The sequence below is a fragment of the Bacillus sp. AMCV2 genome (genome assembly GCF_056033925.1).
The window spans coordinates 2,145,529-2,159,836 of record NZ_JBVYIB010000002.1 but is presented as its reverse complement, the minus strand read 5'-3'; the positions used below and the strand labels follow the sequence as shown (position 1 = coordinate 2,159,836).

Here is a 14,308-nt window from a genome sequence, read left to right as displayed (position 1 = left end):
AGATGATAACAACAAGCTATAGACCGTCTGAACACACCATAAAAACCGCAAAGCAGCTTTCTAAAGAGCTAAATATGCCATACTGCGGCCGGAATAAACAAACGGTTGAACACCTGCTGAAGTCAGCTGAACGTGATTTGCTTGTGGTCGGCAAAGAGCGGTTTGAGCTGTATACGAAACAAGGTGCCAAATTCTTTTTTCATCCGAATACAGCGATGTTCAGAGCCAAACGCTTTTTACGGGGCGAGCAAGAGCCTATGCTTCGGGCTGCCGGCTTATCTGAAGGAGATACGTTTTTAGATTGCACACTCGGGCTGGGGTCAGATGCCATTATCGCAAGTATGGCGGTAGGCGAAACGGGTTCTGTTGTTGGGATTGAAAAAAACCATCTTGTGTCTGTTTTAGTGAGGATGGGGCTGCATTCATGGGAAACGGGTATAGAAGAGCTTCAAGCTGCGATGAGAAGAATCCAGGTGAAGAATGGTGATTGCTTAGAATACATCAAGCAGCTTCCTGACAACTCTGTTGATGTGGTTTATTTCGATCCAATGTTTCATGAACCTGTAGAGACCTCTGACGGCATCGCGCCTTTACGTGATTTGGCAGAGGGTTCCGTTTTGCACGAAGGATGTATCAATGAAGCGGTACGAGTCGCCAGAAAAAGCGTTGTGCTAAAAGACCACTGGAAAAGCCCGCGGTTTGAACAGTTTGGTTTTAACGTCATGAAAAGAAAGACAGCACTGTTCCATTATGGCGTCATTCAAACAAGCCCGTGATTCATATCACGGGCTTTCTGTTAATCGGTGACCTCCATGACGACAAAGTATAACAATGTTAAGAGTGAAACTGTGGCAAACAGAGCGTCAATCATGCGGAAAGCCTCCTTTCATGGAATATTGTAAGCGTTTTTACACAAAGTGCATAGCAACGAATCTCCTAATTTGCATTTCAGTTTCATATAGTACATGACTTGCATGTTTTGGATGTGCTAAAATAAGAGAAACATGACAATAAAATAGAGAGGAATAAGCAGTCATGAAATTGTGGATGAGAAAGACCCTTGTGGTTTTATTTACCATTGTAACGTTCGGGCTCGTATCTCCTCCGGCTGCCCTTATGGCGGACAAGCCTTCCGGACAGCCGAGCAGTCTTGAGCAGAATGATTACACCGCTTTTTATGATGAGCATGACCTGTACGATGATGAGTCGGATGACAGGCGAGATCCTGAACTGCTTTTTCAATCGTACAAGGAACAGCTCCTTGACAGCGCTGAGGATCAGTCCTTTTTAAAATTCGGCAGCAGAATCGCTCCGGTCATTGAGGATGACTATCGGAAAGAGATCCTGCCAAAAATCGAAAATGTGATTAGTGATTATTTAGCGACATTGCAAGATGATGAGGCGTACCAAGATGTTGTGATCTCAAGCATGCCTTCAGCGGGCAAAACGGAAAAAATTTTCAACGTTTACAATCGGACAACTGGAGAAGATCTTCTCAGATTCCATGTGCGAAGAGACCACCCGCCTCATGACGGCTACTGGTTTAATTTTCATTATCATACAGCAGAAGATGGATTTCAATCACATCATGAGCTTGGGAGCATTTACTGGGACCGCAACACGCCTCCCAACTGGATGAGTGCCTAAAGGAGATGCCATTAGACATGAAAAAGTACACAATGAATGAAATGGTCGATATAACAAAGGATATGCTGAACAAACGGGGCGTTATGATAGAAGATATTGCGCGGATTGTTCAAAAACTTCAGGAAAAATACAATCCAAATCTGCCGCTCAGTGTTTGCATGGAGAATGTAGAAAAAGTCCTGAACAAACGTGAAATTATTCATGCTGTTTTGACAGGCCTTGCACTCGATCAGCTTGCAGAACAGAAGCTTCTCCCCGAGCCCCTGCAGCACCTTGTTGAAACGGATGAACCGCTTTACGGCATAGATGAAATTATCCCGCTTTCAATCGTTAATGTGTACGGGTCGATCGGTTTGACCAATTTCGGTTATTTGGATAAAGAGAAGATTGGAATTATTAAGGAACTTGATGAAAGTCCAGACGGTATTCATACCTTTTTGGATGATATTGTGGCAGCTCTTGCTGCAGCAGCGGCGAGCAGAATTGCACATACGCATCAGGATCTGCAAGATGAAGAAAAAGAACAGGATGAAAAGCCTGTCGTCAGCTGACTATAAAAAAATCATTTCTGGGTTCAGAAATGATTTTTTATTGTGTTACACTACTAGAAGACTACTTTTAAAGGATGAAAAAAATGAAACAGTATAAGGATTTATGCAGACATGTTTTAGAGCATGGTGAGAAAAAGGGAGACCGGACAGGGACCGGAACAATCAGCACTTTCGGATATCAAATGAGATTTAATTTACGGGAAGGCTTTCCGATGCTCACCACTAAAAAACTCCACTTTAAATCAATTGCGCATGAACTGCTGTGGTTCTTAAAAGGAGATACGAATGTACGCTATCTGCAGGAAAACGGAGTGCGGATCTGGAATGAGTGGGCTGATGAAAACGGTGAACTTGGACCTGTATATGGCTCCCAATGGCGTTCTTGGCGGGGAGCTGATGGAGAAACCATTGATCAAATTTCCCGTCTTATTGAAGATATTAAGACAAATCCGAACTCCAGACGCTTAATCGTCAGCGCCTGGAATGTTGGTGAAATTGATAAAATGGCGTTGCCGCCGTGCCATTGCCTGTTCCAATTCTATGTGTCTGACGGCAAGCTGTCCTGTCAGCTTTATCAGCGCTCTGCCGATGTTTTCTTAGGTGTGCCGTTTAATATTGCATCTTATGCCCTGCTAACCAAGATGATTGCTCATGTGACTGGGCTTGAACCGGGCGAGTTCATCCATACATTTGGTGATGTTCATATCTATCAAAATCATATTGAACAAGTCAATTTGCAGCTGGAAAGAGATGTTAGACCGCTTCCGAAGCTTCGTTTCGCCAGAAAGGTTGATTCTATTTTTAACTTTGCATTTGAGGACTTTATCATCAAGGATTATGATCCGCATCCTCATATAAAAGGGGCGGTCAGCGTATGATTTCATTCATTTTTGCGATGGATGCCAACAGGCTTATCGGCAAAGACAATGATTTGCCGTGGCATTTGCCCAATGATCTTGCATACTTTAAGAAAGTAACATCGGGCCATTCAATCATTATGGGCCGGAAAACATTTGAATCGATCGGACGTCCGCTTCCAAATCGGAAAAATATTGTCGTTACCTCAGCGCCGGCTTCAGAATTTCCGGGATGCACGGTTGTCAGTTCATTAAAGGATGTACTGGACATTTGTTCAGGCCCTGAAGAATGCTTTGTGATCGGAGGAGCTCAGCTCTATACGGACCTGTTCCCTTATGCGGACAGACTGTATATGACGAAAATTCATCACGAGTTTGAGGGTGACCGTCACTTCCCTGAATTTGATGAATCCAATTGGAAGCTGGTTTCTTCTGAGCAGGGGATCAAAGACGAAAAAAACCCGTATGATTACGAATTTCTAATGTATGAAAAAAAGAATTCTTCTAAAGCGGGAGGATTTTAATTGGTTCGCTACAGCCTTCTAGTGGTTTATATTGTGTATATGCTGTTAAAAAATATGAAACAATTATTTAATCAAACAATGCTCGATCCCCGTCTGTCATACAAAAAACAGATGACTCTTGTGTACGAACAGCCAAAGGCGTTTTTGGAAGGCTGTATCGGCATCTCCGGTTCAGTTGTGACGATCCATCAGCCAGAGCCAATACCACACGGTCCTGTTTTGTATGTGCATCCCCGTTTGCGTTTGGCTGAACTGGCCTTAATTGCTGGATATATTGAGGAACCGGCCGGCTTTATCGCCAACCCAAAAGTGTTCCGCTTGCCTTTTATCGGGCAATGGCTGGATCGGATGGATGTGATTTCAGACGGTGATTCAGAAAAGGTATATGAAGATGTGAAAAAACAGCTGGAAAAGGGACAAAGCCTGATTCTTTCACTAGATGGTTCTATTGATCCTGTAGAGCTTGCGGCCCGCTATCATCTTCCGTTGGTGATGGTGGAAACGAAAGGAACAGATAACATGCAAAAGGGCTCGTTTTTTAAACGCTTAAAACCGGCAGACATTGAATTGTCCTTTTCAAAAGCTTATATACCTGCCAATGAAAAACAATTACGTGCATAAAAAAAGCGCAGTCGTGAAGACTGCGCTTTTCTGTTACTGTTACGAAAGGAACGGCACCTTTACACAATAGAAGAGCACGCAGAAAAACATAGCAGCGCTTCCGCCCAATACAAAGCTGTGCCAAATGGCATGATGGAAGGGGATCTTTTTCCAAATGTAAAAGATGGTTCCGACAGAGTATAAAATGCCGCCGAGAAAAAGGAGGCTGAATCCTGCTCCGCTCAGTGAAGCATATAAAGGTTTAACTGCAATAATCATCAGCCACCCCATGACTAAATACACGAAGGTTGACAATAGGATAAACCGTTTCACGAAGAAAATTTTAAAAACGATTCCGCCTAGGGCAAGTGACCATACGATAACCAACAGGGTATAGCCGAGTGTGCCTTTCAGCGGCCCAAGCAAAAAAGGCGTGTAGGTTCCGGCGATGAGTACGTAAATCGCGCTATGATCAATAATCTCCAAAATGTCCTTCGTTTTTTTATGTGTGATGCTGTGAAGCAGGGTGGAGCTCAAATATAACAGCAGCATAGAGACACCGAATATTGTAAAGCTGACAATGTCCCATGCAGACCCGTAATTAGCCGCAAATATGATTAGAAACACTAATGCTGGGATGGATAAGAGGACACCGATGCCGTGTGTAATCGCATTGGCGATCTCTTCTTTGATTGTAAACAAGTACATTCTCCTTTCGATCGCTAGATCATTTGATTTTTTAACGTCTCTATAAAGCTCAAGCCCTCAAAGGTAATTTTTGTGCCTGCGCGTCCGCGGCTTTTGGTGACATAATCTTTTTTCTCCAAATAGTCGAGACGGCTTCTGACCTGCTGAGGAGTTAACGAGGTTTGGGTATTTTTGCTGTGTTCAGAAATGATCCGTCTGCTGGCAGGTTCTCCTTTTTCGTTCAATACTTTTATTGTTTCCAAAATAAATAAAAACTCAGCTTTTTCCATTAAAGTCAGCAGCTTCGCTTTTTTCTTCGACGTTTTTCCGTCTATCGCGCCTCTAATATATGGCGGCAGGTCATATGGCTGAATCGTTCCTCCGCTTGATACTGCCGCCATATAATCTGCAGCGTTTTTTAATTCCCTGACATTGCCTTCAAATGTATGCTTCTCAAGCACCTGAAAAACGGAGGGATCGATTAACATTTGCTGATCGGAATTTGAGAGAAAATGCTGTGTCAAAAGCGGAATATCGCTTTTTCGTTCCGATAATTCGGGCAGTGTGAGCGTTAAAATGTTCAGTCTGTAGAATAAGTCTTGCCTGAAGGTATGTTCCACGGATCGGTCTGCAGAAGCACAGATCATTCGCGGTTTCTCCGTGTCTGAATCAAGCGCTTTTAACAGCTGAGCTTGTACAGAAGCAGGCATGCACCATATATCATCAAGAAAAAGGGTTCCTCGTACCGCTTTTTGAAAAACACCTGTGTTTCTGTTAGGGCCAAAAAGCTCATGAATAAGGGTTTCTTCCGAATGGGTGCTGCAATTGACGATTATAAACGGTTCATTGCTTCTCGAAGATTCCAAGTGTATGGCATGTGCGAAGTGATTTTTGCCTGTTCCGATTTTTCCTGTTATTAAGACAGGAAGCTCTGATAACGAGAACTGCTTGGCGATTCGCTTCGCTTCCAGGAAAGTTTGATGTTCTCCGATTAGATGTTGAAATGTATTGAGTTTTGGTGCACTATTCATCAATTGGCTCCTTTTGGTTCTAATTGGTTTCATTATATCATGCCTTTTGGTTGAAAACACCCTTTATTTTACGATCATCTTTTTTCTTGGCTCTGCAGGATAATGGTTGAACAGAAGTTACCACAAGATGTGGTGGGCATAGTCTGTATTTTTTTAATTATTAAATAAAAATAATTGTCTTATTTTTTGAATATTCGTGTTATAATGGCATATTAAATAGGGATTTAAAACAAGAAAGGAATCTGTACATGAAACCGTTGCTTAAAGAAAACTCTCTCATCCAAGTGAAAGACATTTTGAAGGCTCACCAAAACGTAAAGGACGTTGTCATTCACACACCTTTGCAGAGGAATGACAGACTTTCTGAGAGATATGAATGCAATATTTATTTAAAACGTGAAGACTTGCAAGTTGTCAGATCTTTTAAGCTCAGAGGGGCTTATCATAAAATGAAACAGCTTTCCAGCGAGCAGACAGAGAACGGGGTTGTGTGTGCAAGTGCCGGAAACCACGCTCAAGGTGTGGCATTTTCGTGTAAACATCTTGGCATTCACGGGAAAATTTTTATGCCGTCTACTACACCGAGACAAAAAGTATCTCAAGTTGAACTATTCGGAAAAGGATTTATCGATATTATTTTGACAGGCGATACGTTTGACGATGCGTATAAAAGCGCTGTTGAATGCTGTGAGGCGGAATCTCGGACGTTTATCCATCCGTTCGATGATCCGGATGTGATGGCCGGACAGGGAACGCTCGCGGTCGAGATTTTAAACGACATTGATACAGAACCGCATTTTCTTTTTGCAAGTGTCGGAGGCGGCGGCCTTCTCTCTGGGGTAGGTACATATTTGAAAAACGTGTCTCCTGATACAAAGATAATTGCTGTTGAGCCGGTGGGAGCGGCATCCTATTTTGAATCAAATAAAGCTGGGCATGTCGTCACACTTGATAAAATTGATAAGTTTGTAGATGGGGCGGCTGTTAAAAAAATTGGCGAGGAAACCTTCCGGACGCTGGAATCTGTCGTTGATGACATTCTCCTTGTGCCTGAAGGAAAAGTATGTACATCCATTCTTGAATTATATAACGAATGTGCGATTGTTGCTGAACCGGCTGGAGCTCTTTCTGTCGCAGCGCTTGATTTGTACAAGAATGAAATTAAAGGAAAAAATGTGGTGTGTGTGGTAAGCGGGGGCAATAACGATATCGGAAGAATGCAGGAAATGAAGGAGCGTTCCTTGATTTTTGAAGGTCTTCAGCATTATTTTATCGTCAACTTTCCGCAAAGAGCGGGGGCGCTCCGCGAATTTCTTGACGAAGTCCTCGGGCCGAATGATGACATTACAAGGTTTGAATATACGAAGAAAAATAATAAAAGCAACGGACCTGCTCTTGTCGGCATTGAGCTGCAGAACAAAGCCGACTATGGGCCGCTGATTGAACGGATGAACAAAAAACCGTTTCATTATGTAGAGGTGAACAAGGATGAGGACTTGTTCCATTTGCTGATCTAATTTTTTACACAACCGCGCAAAATGACAGACAGACCGGCTGGCATCATATATAATAGAAGAAAAACAAAAAAGAGGATTGATAGCTTGTTACTCAAAAGCCTAGAGTTCAAACGCGGTGACGGGATTCAGGTGAAAGTGACAGAAATACCTGTATTAAAGGAAGATGAGCACTATTTCTTTATGTTACATCACCATTTGCAATTCTACTTAAAAGAAGTGTTTTCATCAAACAGCAGGGCAAAAGTGTATTCTTTCCGACATTATATGAAGCGCCGGATGAAGTGGGCAGATTATAAGGCTGTATTTCATCAAGAGGTGTTAAAGCACAACGCGTAACATGCCGTTTTTTACCTGCATGCCCTCCTTTGTAATCGTTAATGGGGAGGCATGCAGGATTTTTTTTGCTCAGTATCGAATACAAACATGGGACAGTAAGGTCGGTTTTAGAAAGCGTTTTTATGCTGGCTGGAAAGGATGGATGTCATGAAGGTTATCAAGGGGTTAACGGCTGGGCTGATTTTTCTGTTTTTGTGTGCATGCGGAGGACAGCAGATTAAAAATCCGCTTAATTACGAGGTGGAGCCTTTTACATTTCAAAACCAAGACGGCAAGAACGTTTCTTTAGAGAGTTTAAAAGGAGAAGTATGGCTGGCGGATTTTATTTTTACCAATTGTGAAACTATATGTCCGCCAATGACCGCTCATATGACTGATCTGCAAAAAAAACTGAAAGCCGAAAATATAGATGTCCGCATCATATCATTTAGTGTTGACCCAGAAAACGATAAGCCGAAACAGCTGAAGAAATTTGCTGCAAATTATCCATTATCTTTTGATAACTGGGATTTTCTCACGGGATACAGCCAGAGTGAGATTGAGGAGTTTGCACTTAAGAGCTTTAAAGCGATCGTAAAGAAGCCGGAGGGAGAGGACCAAGTGATTCATCAATCTTCTTTTTATTTGGTAGGTCCGGACGGTAAGGTGCTGAAAGATTACAATGGAGTAGAGAATACACCGTACGATGATATCATTTCCGATGTGAAGTCAGCCAGTACACTCAAGTAAGCTAGAAGACTAGGCATTTGCAAATCTTCTAAAACATGATACACTTTCCACTAGTAGAATGGGAAGGAGCAACAAGATTGAAGCTGCGCATTTTTTCAATCATGGCCAGTTTGATTTTGCTTCTTACTGCGTGTACGAGCATACGTACATCATCTGAGGGAAAACAAAAAGCCCATGAAACGAAAACAAAAGAACACATTGTCATAGCGGCTGTCGGAGATTCGCTGACAGAAGGAGTCGGAGATCCCGACGAAAAGGGATATGTCGGCAAGGTGGCGGATTCTATCCGGTCAGATAAACAAGTCAAAACGGTCGACGTGAAAAATTATGCTGTAAAAGGGAACCGTTCGGATGATTTATTAGAAAAACTAAAAGATAAAAAGGTTCAAAAAGGCATAAAGGACGCAGATTATGTCTTTTTTACAATTGGCGGTAATGATTTGATGAAAATCCTTCGCCAAAACTTTCTGCAATTAACCGTTGAACCGTTTCAGGAAGCGGAAAAACCGTACGAAAAGCGCTTTGAAAAAATCATTTCTGAAATTCGCGAGCTGAATGATCACGCTGAGCTGATTTATGTCAGCATGTACAATCCGTTTACGTTTACATTATCAGAACTAAATGAAATAAATGGTGTCGTCACGGATTGGAACCATATTGCTGAAAAAGAGCTGAAAAAAGATAAACATGCAAAAATCATTCATATCGAAGATTTGTTCAATCAAAAAAGTGACAGCAGCCGAATTTCTGAGGAAGATGATTTTCATCCTAATGGTACGGGTTATTCTCTTATCGCAAAGCGCGTCTATCAAGCCATTAAAAAAGAAGGATTACCGAAAGAGTAGGGTGACAGCATGAATAAGTGGAAGCGACTGTTTTTTATATTGCTTGCAATCAATTTTATCCTCGCCGCCGGGTTTGTGGCACTTGTTTTGCTCCCGGGGGAACAGGCTCAGGTGAAGGATTCATCTGAGAGCGAGTATGGATTTCAAGTGACCAGCACAAAAGAATCATTAGCTGCGTTTGTTAACTCATATTTAAACGACAAAGCATCAAACAAGCTTGATTATAAAGTAGAGATTGATGATGATGTTCATGTCGCAGGGAAAATCAAGGCATTTTCCACGTCTATTGATGCGTTTATCGCTTTTGAGCCGACCGTGAAAAAAAACGGTGATGTAGAGCTGAATGTCACGAAATTTTCGTTAGGGAAATTGAGTATACCAATTAGCTTTGTGTTAAATTATATGGACAGCTTTTATGAATTGCCGTCATTTGTCCATGTTCACCCCGGAGATAAAAGCATTGAAGTGCGTTTGTCAGAAATGCCTTTAACGAATGGAATGTATGTCAAAGCGGATAAGATAAATTTAGAAAAAGATGAAATTGAGTTTTCCTATTACCATCCTAAACAATAGAGGTGACTGAAAATGAAACGGATTTACCAGTATTTCAGTTTATTATCCTTTACATTTTCCCTGTACTTCGGCTGGCTTGCTTATCATCATCTGGCCGCTGAAGACATGGATCAAATGTATTTGAATGTTTCCTATTGTGCCTTGTTCCTAAGTGTGATGGTGTTTACATTCGGTATGCGAGACCGAAAAAAAACCGATAAGTCATGAAAAAAGAGACATGAAACAACGTCTCTTTTTTCGTGCGGTCCGAAGAAAATTTGAGAACACAAGGAGAAAAGATGAAAGCATACGATTTTACACAGGGGAACGTGCTGAAACAGCTTGTACTGTTTTCAATGCCTATTATGCTCGGAAACGCATTGCAGGTTTCCTTTCAATTTATAGACAGCTTGTGGATTGGCAATTTACTGGGGGCAAAAGCCCTTGGGGCAGCCGCGGTATCAAGCACGATTGTTTTGACCGTGCTGTCTTTTATTTTGGGCCTTAACAATGCGACGTTAACAATTTTATCTCAGCAAAAAGGAAAAGATGATGTAAAAGGAATGGCGTCGTATATTAACGCTTTTGTTGTTTTATTAACAGGCCTAAGCATTGGATTCGGCGCGGCCGGTTTTTTTCTCTCAGAGCTTTTGCTGCGTCTTCTAAAAACGCCGGAGTCAATGATACCGCTTGCTGAGGCGTATTTACAGATTCAATTTATCGGCATTTTATTTTTGTTTGGTTATAACTTTATCAGTACTGTGCTTCGTGCGCTGGGCGACAGCAAGACACCTCTCCGGTTTATTGCGTTTGCTGTTGTACTGAATACAGTGCTTGCGCCGCTCTTTATTTCTGTGTTCCGCATGGGAATAGCGGGAGCAGCTTATTCAACGATTTTGTCACAGGGCATTGCGTTTCTGTATGGGTTGTTTTATGTCATCAAACACAAGCTTGTGCCATTCTCGATTCCGAGAATGCCCAAGTGGGAAGAGTCCGCGCTGATTTTGAAACTCGGGATTCCGGCAGGTCTGCAGATGATGGTGATTACAGGCGGTATGATGGCGATTATGAGTGTTGTCAACTCATACGGGGATCACGTGGTATCAGGCTTTGGCGCGGTGCAGCGGCTTGATAGCATCATCACGCTTCCAGCAATGGCTGCCGGTACGGCCGTCAACAGTATGGCAGGGCAAAATATTGGAATCGGAAACGAAAAAAGAGTGGGAACAATTGCAAGGCTGGGTGTGATGGCTGTTATTTCCTGCATGCTGGTGATTGCGGTTATGATTTGGGTATTTGGTAAATATCTCATTAGGTTATTTATCAGTGAGCCTGATGCGGTCGTATTTGGTGAACAATATTTGAAGTGGATCGCATTTTTCTACCCTTTTATTGGGATTAATTTTGTGCTGAACGGAATCGTCAGGGCAGCGGGAGCGATGCTGCAGGTTCTGGTATTAAATTTGATCTCGTTTTGGGTGTTGAGATATCCTTTCACAGCTCTATTTTCAGCTTGGCTTGGACAAAAAGGAATCGGGCTTGGAATCGGAATGAGTTTTTTATTTAGCAGCTGCGCGGCATTTTTGTATTATAGATATGGCCGCTGGAAAGCAATGAAGCTGTTTACTGAAAAATAAGTGAAGCACTGCGAAAAGCACATACCTATATATCGGTATGTGCTTTTTTTTACCGTTTTTTATCAAGTTTGCTGAAGAGCTCGATTAACGTGGCAAGTTCAGCATCAGTGTAGCAGTCAAAGCGTTTAAAGAAATATTCCGTTTTTTTCTCGTTAAAGTGCTGAAGGACTTTTTCGCCCGCTTCAGTGATATGAATGCGGATGATGCGTCTGTCTTCCTTCGATCTGATTCTCGTAATCCATTCCTTTTCTACCAGCGCATCGGTCACAGCCGTAATGTGGCTTGCCGATACCTCTAAAATAGGCGCAAATTCAGTGACTTTTTTAGGCCCTTGTTCACTGAGGATCCGAAGAATGGTGAATTCATTCCGCGACAGCTCTTTATCTAAAATTTCATTGATTTCATTGCGTATTTGTTTAAAGACTTTACGGAGTAAAGTTTCCATATCGTACATCATCTGTGTTCTTACTTTCAAATTTGTGAACCTCCATTACATAAGCATATTGCTTAAAACCTATAGATTTTATTGAAAAGCAGAATCATTTTCATTCTATTTTTACATGCTATAATATAATAATACCACGTATTAACAAAGGAGGCACCAGTATGTCTGAAAAAAAAAGAAATCGCCACATTTGCAGGAGGCTGTTTTTGGTGTATGGTTAAACCTTTTGACGAACAGCCGGGAATTGAAAAAGTGGTGTCCGGGTATACAGGCGGCCATACTGAAAACCCTACGTATGAAGAGGTGTGCAGTGAAACGACGGGACATCGTGAAGCCGTTCAAATCACGTTTAATCCTGATGTATTCCCTTATGAAAAACTGCTTGAATTATTTTGGCAGCAAATCGATCCGACAGATGCCGGGGGGCAGTTTGCTGATCGCGGCAGCTCCTATCGCGCAGCCATTTTTTATCATAATGATAAACAAAAGGAGCTTGCGGAAGCTTCCAAGCAACGTCTGGCGGAAAGCGGCATCTTTAAAGATCCGATTGTAACGGACATTTTAAAAGCTGAACCTTTCTATGAAGCGGAAGGCTACCATCAGCATTTTTATAAAAAGAATCCAGCACATTATCAGCGCTACCGGACAGGTTCCGGACGAGCGGGATTTATCAGCGAGCATTGGGGGGCTAAATAAATGGCGTACAATAAAGAAGAAAAAATAAAATCATTAAATCGCATGCAATATGAAGTAACGCAAAATAACGGCACGGAGCCGCCGTTTCAAAATGAATATTGGGATCATAAGGAAGAAGGGTTGTATGTAGACATTGTGTCAGGCAAGCCATTGTTTACATCCAAAGATAAATTTGATTCCCACTGCGGCTGGCCAAGCTTTACAAAGCCGATTGAAGAAGAAGAAGTGGAAGAAAAACTGGACACGAGCCACGGCATGATTCGCACAGAAGTAAGAAGCCGAACTGCTGATTCTCATCTTGGCCACGTATTTAATGACGGACCGGGGCCAAACGGACTTCGTTACTGCATAAATTCAGCAGCGCTGCGGTTTGTTCCGAAGCATAAGCTAAAAGAAGAAGGATACGAAAGCTATCTGCATCTCTTTAATAAATAAAGTGTTAAAAACAGGCCTGCCTAATGGATAGACAGGCTTGTTTTTATGCCTTTTTCTCTTGATGCAATTCTTCAATAATCTGAGCAATTCTTTCTTTCGTAATGAGCGGGGCTTGATCTGATTGATACCCAGGCAGATTGACTTTGCGAAAGTCAGGATGTTTTTCCGGCTCTGGAAGGATCGCATAAAGGTTGCCCCATTCATACAGTGATTCAATTTCATGTGGAGATGTTAATTCTTCGTGAAGCTTTTCACCTGGACGCTTGCCCACTTCTACTGCAGCCGGCCGCGGGAGCCCGTGCTGCGATGCATATTCTTCAAACCCATGAATCAGTTCTTCAAGTTTCAGTGATTCCATTTTGAAAATAAAAGTTTCTCCGCCTTTTGTAATAGCAGCCGATTGTAATGTTAATGTAGCTGCATCGTCTATTGACATGAAAAATCTGGTCATGTTTTTGTCTGTGATGGTCAGAGGTTCACCCTCCATCATCTGTTCAAATAATATGGGGATGACCGAACCTCTGGAACCGAGAACATTTCCAAAGCGGACCGAACAAAACAAGGTTCCTTTGTTTTGGACGTGGCGGTTTGCTTGATGAAACAGCTTTTCAGATAACAGCTTGGTGGCACCCATTGTGTTCACAGGAGATACAGCTTTATCTGTACTGATATTAATGACATGCTGCACTCGGTGTGAAAGGGCAGCTTCCACCACATTTTGTCCGCCGATGAGATTGGTCTGGATCGCTTCAAATGGATGGTCCTCACATGTCGGAACCTGTTTCAGCGCAGCCGCGTGAAAGACGATATCGACGCCTTTCATCACCTGATTCACCCTTCTGTGATCGCGTACATCTCCGAGTACAAATAATAGCCGCTTATCCTCCGCATACTTTTGGCTCATGACATACTGTTTACTGTCGTCTTTGCTGAATACAATCACCTGTTTAGGTGTAAGCAGCAAAAGGCGTTTGACAATTTGACTCCCGATTGAACCCGTTCCGCCAGTGACTAAAACTGTTTTGTTATGGAAAAATGGTTTTAGTTCTGCTGTTTGCTGTTTAGGCATGGCTTATCCTCCAACTCTCGTTTCTCTACCATGCATCATATGTTCAACTTTGTAATCGAATTAATGAAAGCAACCAATAAAACAAAATTTAGGGGAATGATCATGTCACAAAGTGTTCTTTTTTAATAGAAAATGGAAAAACGGACGTAA

General features: G+C 42.2%; 19 protein-coding genes. 15 read left to right on the top strand and 4 right to left on the bottom strand.

Annotated features, from left to right (window positions below; genetic code table 11):
* Positions 1-2 precede the first annotated feature (2 nt).
* From AC0OMA_RS10995 to AC0OMA_RS10970, 6 genes are all read left to right on the top strand, one after another.
* Positions 3-776, top strand: coding sequence for a class I SAM-dependent methyltransferase (locus AC0OMA_RS10995; RefSeq protein WP_047182772.1), 774 nt, complete (start codon positions 3-5; stop codon positions 774-776).
* Between the two features lie 259 nt (positions 777-1,035).
* Complete coding sequence (locus AC0OMA_RS10990; RefSeq protein WP_009967559.1) at positions 1,036-1,647, top strand: YpjP family protein; 612 nt, start codon at positions 1,036-1,038, stop codon at positions 1,645-1,647.
* 17 nt (positions 1,648-1,664) lie between these two features.
* Positions 1,665-2,198, top strand: coding sequence for a phosphatidylglycerophosphatase A family protein (locus AC0OMA_RS10985; RefSeq protein ID WP_003230797.1), 534 nt, complete (start codon positions 1,665-1,667; stop codon positions 2,196-2,198).
* An 83-nt stretch (positions 2,199-2,281) separates the two neighbouring features.
* Positions 2,282-3,076, top strand: coding sequence for a thymidylate synthase (locus tag AC0OMA_RS10980; RefSeq protein WP_015483353.1), 795 nt, complete (start codon positions 2,282-2,284; stop codon positions 3,074-3,076).
* A complete protein-coding gene (gene dfrA, locus AC0OMA_RS10975) occupies positions 3,073-3,579 on the top strand; it encodes a dihydrofolate reductase DfrA (protein WP_015383909.1) in 507 nt (168 codons plus the stop codon). The genes AC0OMA_RS10980 and dfrA overlap by 4 nt, the downstream gene beginning before the upstream one ends.
* A complete protein-coding gene (locus AC0OMA_RS10970; protein ID WP_015483352.1) occupies positions 3,580-4,200 on the top strand; it encodes a lysophospholipid acyltransferase family protein in 621 nt (206 codons plus the stop codon).
* A gap of 39 nt (positions 4,201-4,239) precedes the next feature.
* Here the strand turns inward: AC0OMA_RS10970 and trhA are convergent, their stop codons facing one another.
* Together trhA and AC0OMA_RS10960 are read right to left on the bottom strand one after the other, a co-directional pair.
* Positions 4,240-4,881, bottom strand: a complete 642-nt coding sequence (gene trhA / locus AC0OMA_RS10965; RefSeq protein ID WP_047182770.1) for a PAQR family membrane homeostasis protein TrhA — start codon at positions 4,879-4,881, stop codon at positions 4,240-4,242.
* Positions 4,882-4,901: 20 nt separating this feature from the next.
* The gene (locus AC0OMA_RS10960) at positions 4,902-5,897 is read right to left on the bottom strand and encodes a sigma 54-interacting transcriptional regulator (protein ID WP_047182769.1); all 996 of its coding nucleotides are present in this window, start codon (positions 5,895-5,897) and stop codon (positions 4,902-4,904) included.
* Between the two features lie 248 nt (positions 5,898-6,145).
* Between AC0OMA_RS10960 and ilvA the strand changes: the two genes are divergently transcribed.
* The 7 genes from ilvA to AC0OMA_RS10925 all read left to right on the top strand — a co-directional run bounded on the left by ilvA (position 6,146) and on the right by AC0OMA_RS10925 (position 11,513).
* Entirely contained in the window at positions 6,146-7,414 is a 1,269-nt protein-coding gene (gene ilvA, locus AC0OMA_RS10955; RefSeq protein WP_047182768.1) for a threonine ammonia-lyase IlvA, read from the top strand.
* 84 nt (positions 7,415-7,498) lie between these two features.
* Positions 7,499-7,750, top strand: a complete 252-nt coding sequence (locus AC0OMA_RS10950; RefSeq protein WP_047182767.1) for a DUF2535 family protein — start codon at positions 7,499-7,501, stop codon at positions 7,748-7,750.
* Between the two features lie 147 nt (positions 7,751-7,897).
* Positions 7,898-8,479 carry a cytochrome c oxidase assembly accessory protein ScuA gene (scuA, locus tag AC0OMA_RS10945; protein ID WP_024572006.1) on the top strand — a complete coding sequence of 194 codons (582 nt, stop codon included), beginning with the start codon at positions 7,898-7,900 and terminating at the stop codon, positions 8,477-8,479.
* Positions 8,480-8,556: 77 nt separating this feature from the next.
* Positions 8,557-9,324, top strand: coding sequence for an SGNH/GDSL hydrolase family protein (locus AC0OMA_RS10940; protein ID WP_015383905.1), 768 nt, complete (start codon positions 8,557-8,559; stop codon positions 9,322-9,324).
* A gap of 9 nt (positions 9,325-9,333) precedes the next feature.
* On the top strand, positions 9,334-9,897 hold the full coding sequence (locus AC0OMA_RS10935) for a YpmS family protein (RefSeq protein WP_015251867.1): 564 nt from the start codon (positions 9,334-9,336) through the stop codon (positions 9,895-9,897).
* A gap of 12 nt (positions 9,898-9,909) precedes the next feature.
* Positions 9,910-10,104, top strand: coding sequence for a protein YpmT (gene ypmT, locus AC0OMA_RS10930; RefSeq protein WP_003230808.1), 195 nt, complete (start codon positions 9,910-9,912; stop codon positions 10,102-10,104).
* A 71-nt stretch (positions 10,105-10,175) separates the two neighbouring features.
* Positions 10,176-11,513, top strand: coding sequence for an MATE family efflux transporter (locus AC0OMA_RS10925; RefSeq protein ID WP_181219646.1), 1,338 nt, complete (start codon positions 10,176-10,178; stop codon positions 11,511-11,513).
* A 49-nt stretch (positions 11,514-11,562) separates the two neighbouring features.
* Here the strand turns inward: AC0OMA_RS10925 and AC0OMA_RS10920 are convergent, their stop codons facing one another.
* Positions 11,563-11,988: a MarR family transcriptional regulator gene (locus AC0OMA_RS10920; protein WP_004398634.1), complete on the bottom strand. Its 426-nt coding sequence runs from the start codon at positions 11,986-11,988 to the stop codon at positions 11,563-11,565.
* 135 nt (positions 11,989-12,123) lie between these two features.
* On the opposite strand from AC0OMA_RS10920, the gene msrA reads away from it, so the two are divergent.
* Positions 12,124-12,654 carry a peptide-methionine (S)-S-oxide reductase MsrA gene (gene msrA, locus AC0OMA_RS10915; RefSeq protein WP_015251869.1) on the top strand — a complete coding sequence of 177 codons (531 nt, stop codon included), beginning with the start codon at positions 12,124-12,126 and terminating at the stop codon, positions 12,652-12,654.
* On the top strand, positions 12,655-13,089 hold the full coding sequence (msrB, locus tag AC0OMA_RS10910; protein ID WP_014480061.1) for a peptide-methionine (R)-S-oxide reductase MsrB: 435 nt from the start codon (positions 12,655-12,657) through the stop codon (positions 13,087-13,089). It begins immediately after the preceding gene.
* Between the two features lie 43 nt (positions 13,090-13,132).
* On the opposite strand, the gene AC0OMA_RS10905 is transcribed toward msrB, so the two are convergent.
* Positions 13,133-14,158 carry an SDR family NAD(P)-dependent oxidoreductase gene (locus AC0OMA_RS10905; RefSeq protein WP_014477115.1) on the bottom strand — a complete coding sequence of 342 codons (1,026 nt, stop codon included), beginning with the start codon at positions 14,156-14,158 and terminating at the stop codon, positions 13,133-13,135.
* Positions 14,159-14,308: the final 150 nt, after the last annotated feature.

Coding starts and splice junctions, on each gene's coding strand:
- AC0OMA_RS10995 (WP_047182772.1), top strand. CDS start 3: ATGATAACAACAAGCTATAGACCGTCTGAACACACCATAAAAACCGCA.
- AC0OMA_RS10990 (WP_009967559.1), top strand. CDS start 1,036: ATGAAATTGTGGATGAGAAAGACCCTTGTGGTTTTATTTACCATTGTA.
- AC0OMA_RS10985 (WP_003230797.1), top strand. CDS start 1,665: ATGAAAAAGTACACAATGAATGAAATGGTCGATATAACAAAGGATATG.
- AC0OMA_RS10980 (WP_015483353.1), top strand. CDS start 2,282: ATGAAACAGTATAAGGATTTATGCAGACATGTTTTAGAGCATGGTGAG.
- dfrA (WP_015383909.1), top strand. CDS start 3,073: ATGATTTCATTCATTTTTGCGATGGATGCCAACAGGCTTATCGGCAAA.
- AC0OMA_RS10960 (WP_047182769.1), bottom strand. CDS start 5,897: ATGAATAGTGCACCAAAACTCAATACATTTCAACATCTAATCGGAGAA.
- ilvA (WP_047182768.1), top strand. CDS start 6,146: ATGAAACCGTTGCTTAAAGAAAACTCTCTCATCCAAGTGAAAGACATT.
- scuA (WP_024572006.1), top strand. CDS start 7,898: ATGAAGGTTATCAAGGGGTTAACGGCTGGGCTGATTTTTCTGTTTTTG.
- AC0OMA_RS10935 (WP_015251867.1), top strand. CDS start 9,334: ATGAATAAGTGGAAGCGACTGTTTTTTATATTGCTTGCAATCAATTTT.
- ypmT (WP_003230808.1), top strand. CDS start 9,910: ATGAAACGGATTTACCAGTATTTCAGTTTATTATCCTTTACATTTTCC.
- AC0OMA_RS10925 (WP_181219646.1), top strand. CDS start 10,176: ATGAAAGCATACGATTTTACACAGGGGAACGTGCTGAAACAGCTTGTA.
- msrB (WP_014480061.1), top strand. CDS start 12,655: ATGGCGTACAATAAAGAAGAAAAAATAAAATCATTAAATCGCATGCAA.
- AC0OMA_RS10905 (WP_014477115.1), bottom strand. CDS start 14,158: ATGCCTAAACAGCAAACAGCAGAACTAAAACCATTTTTCCATAACAAA.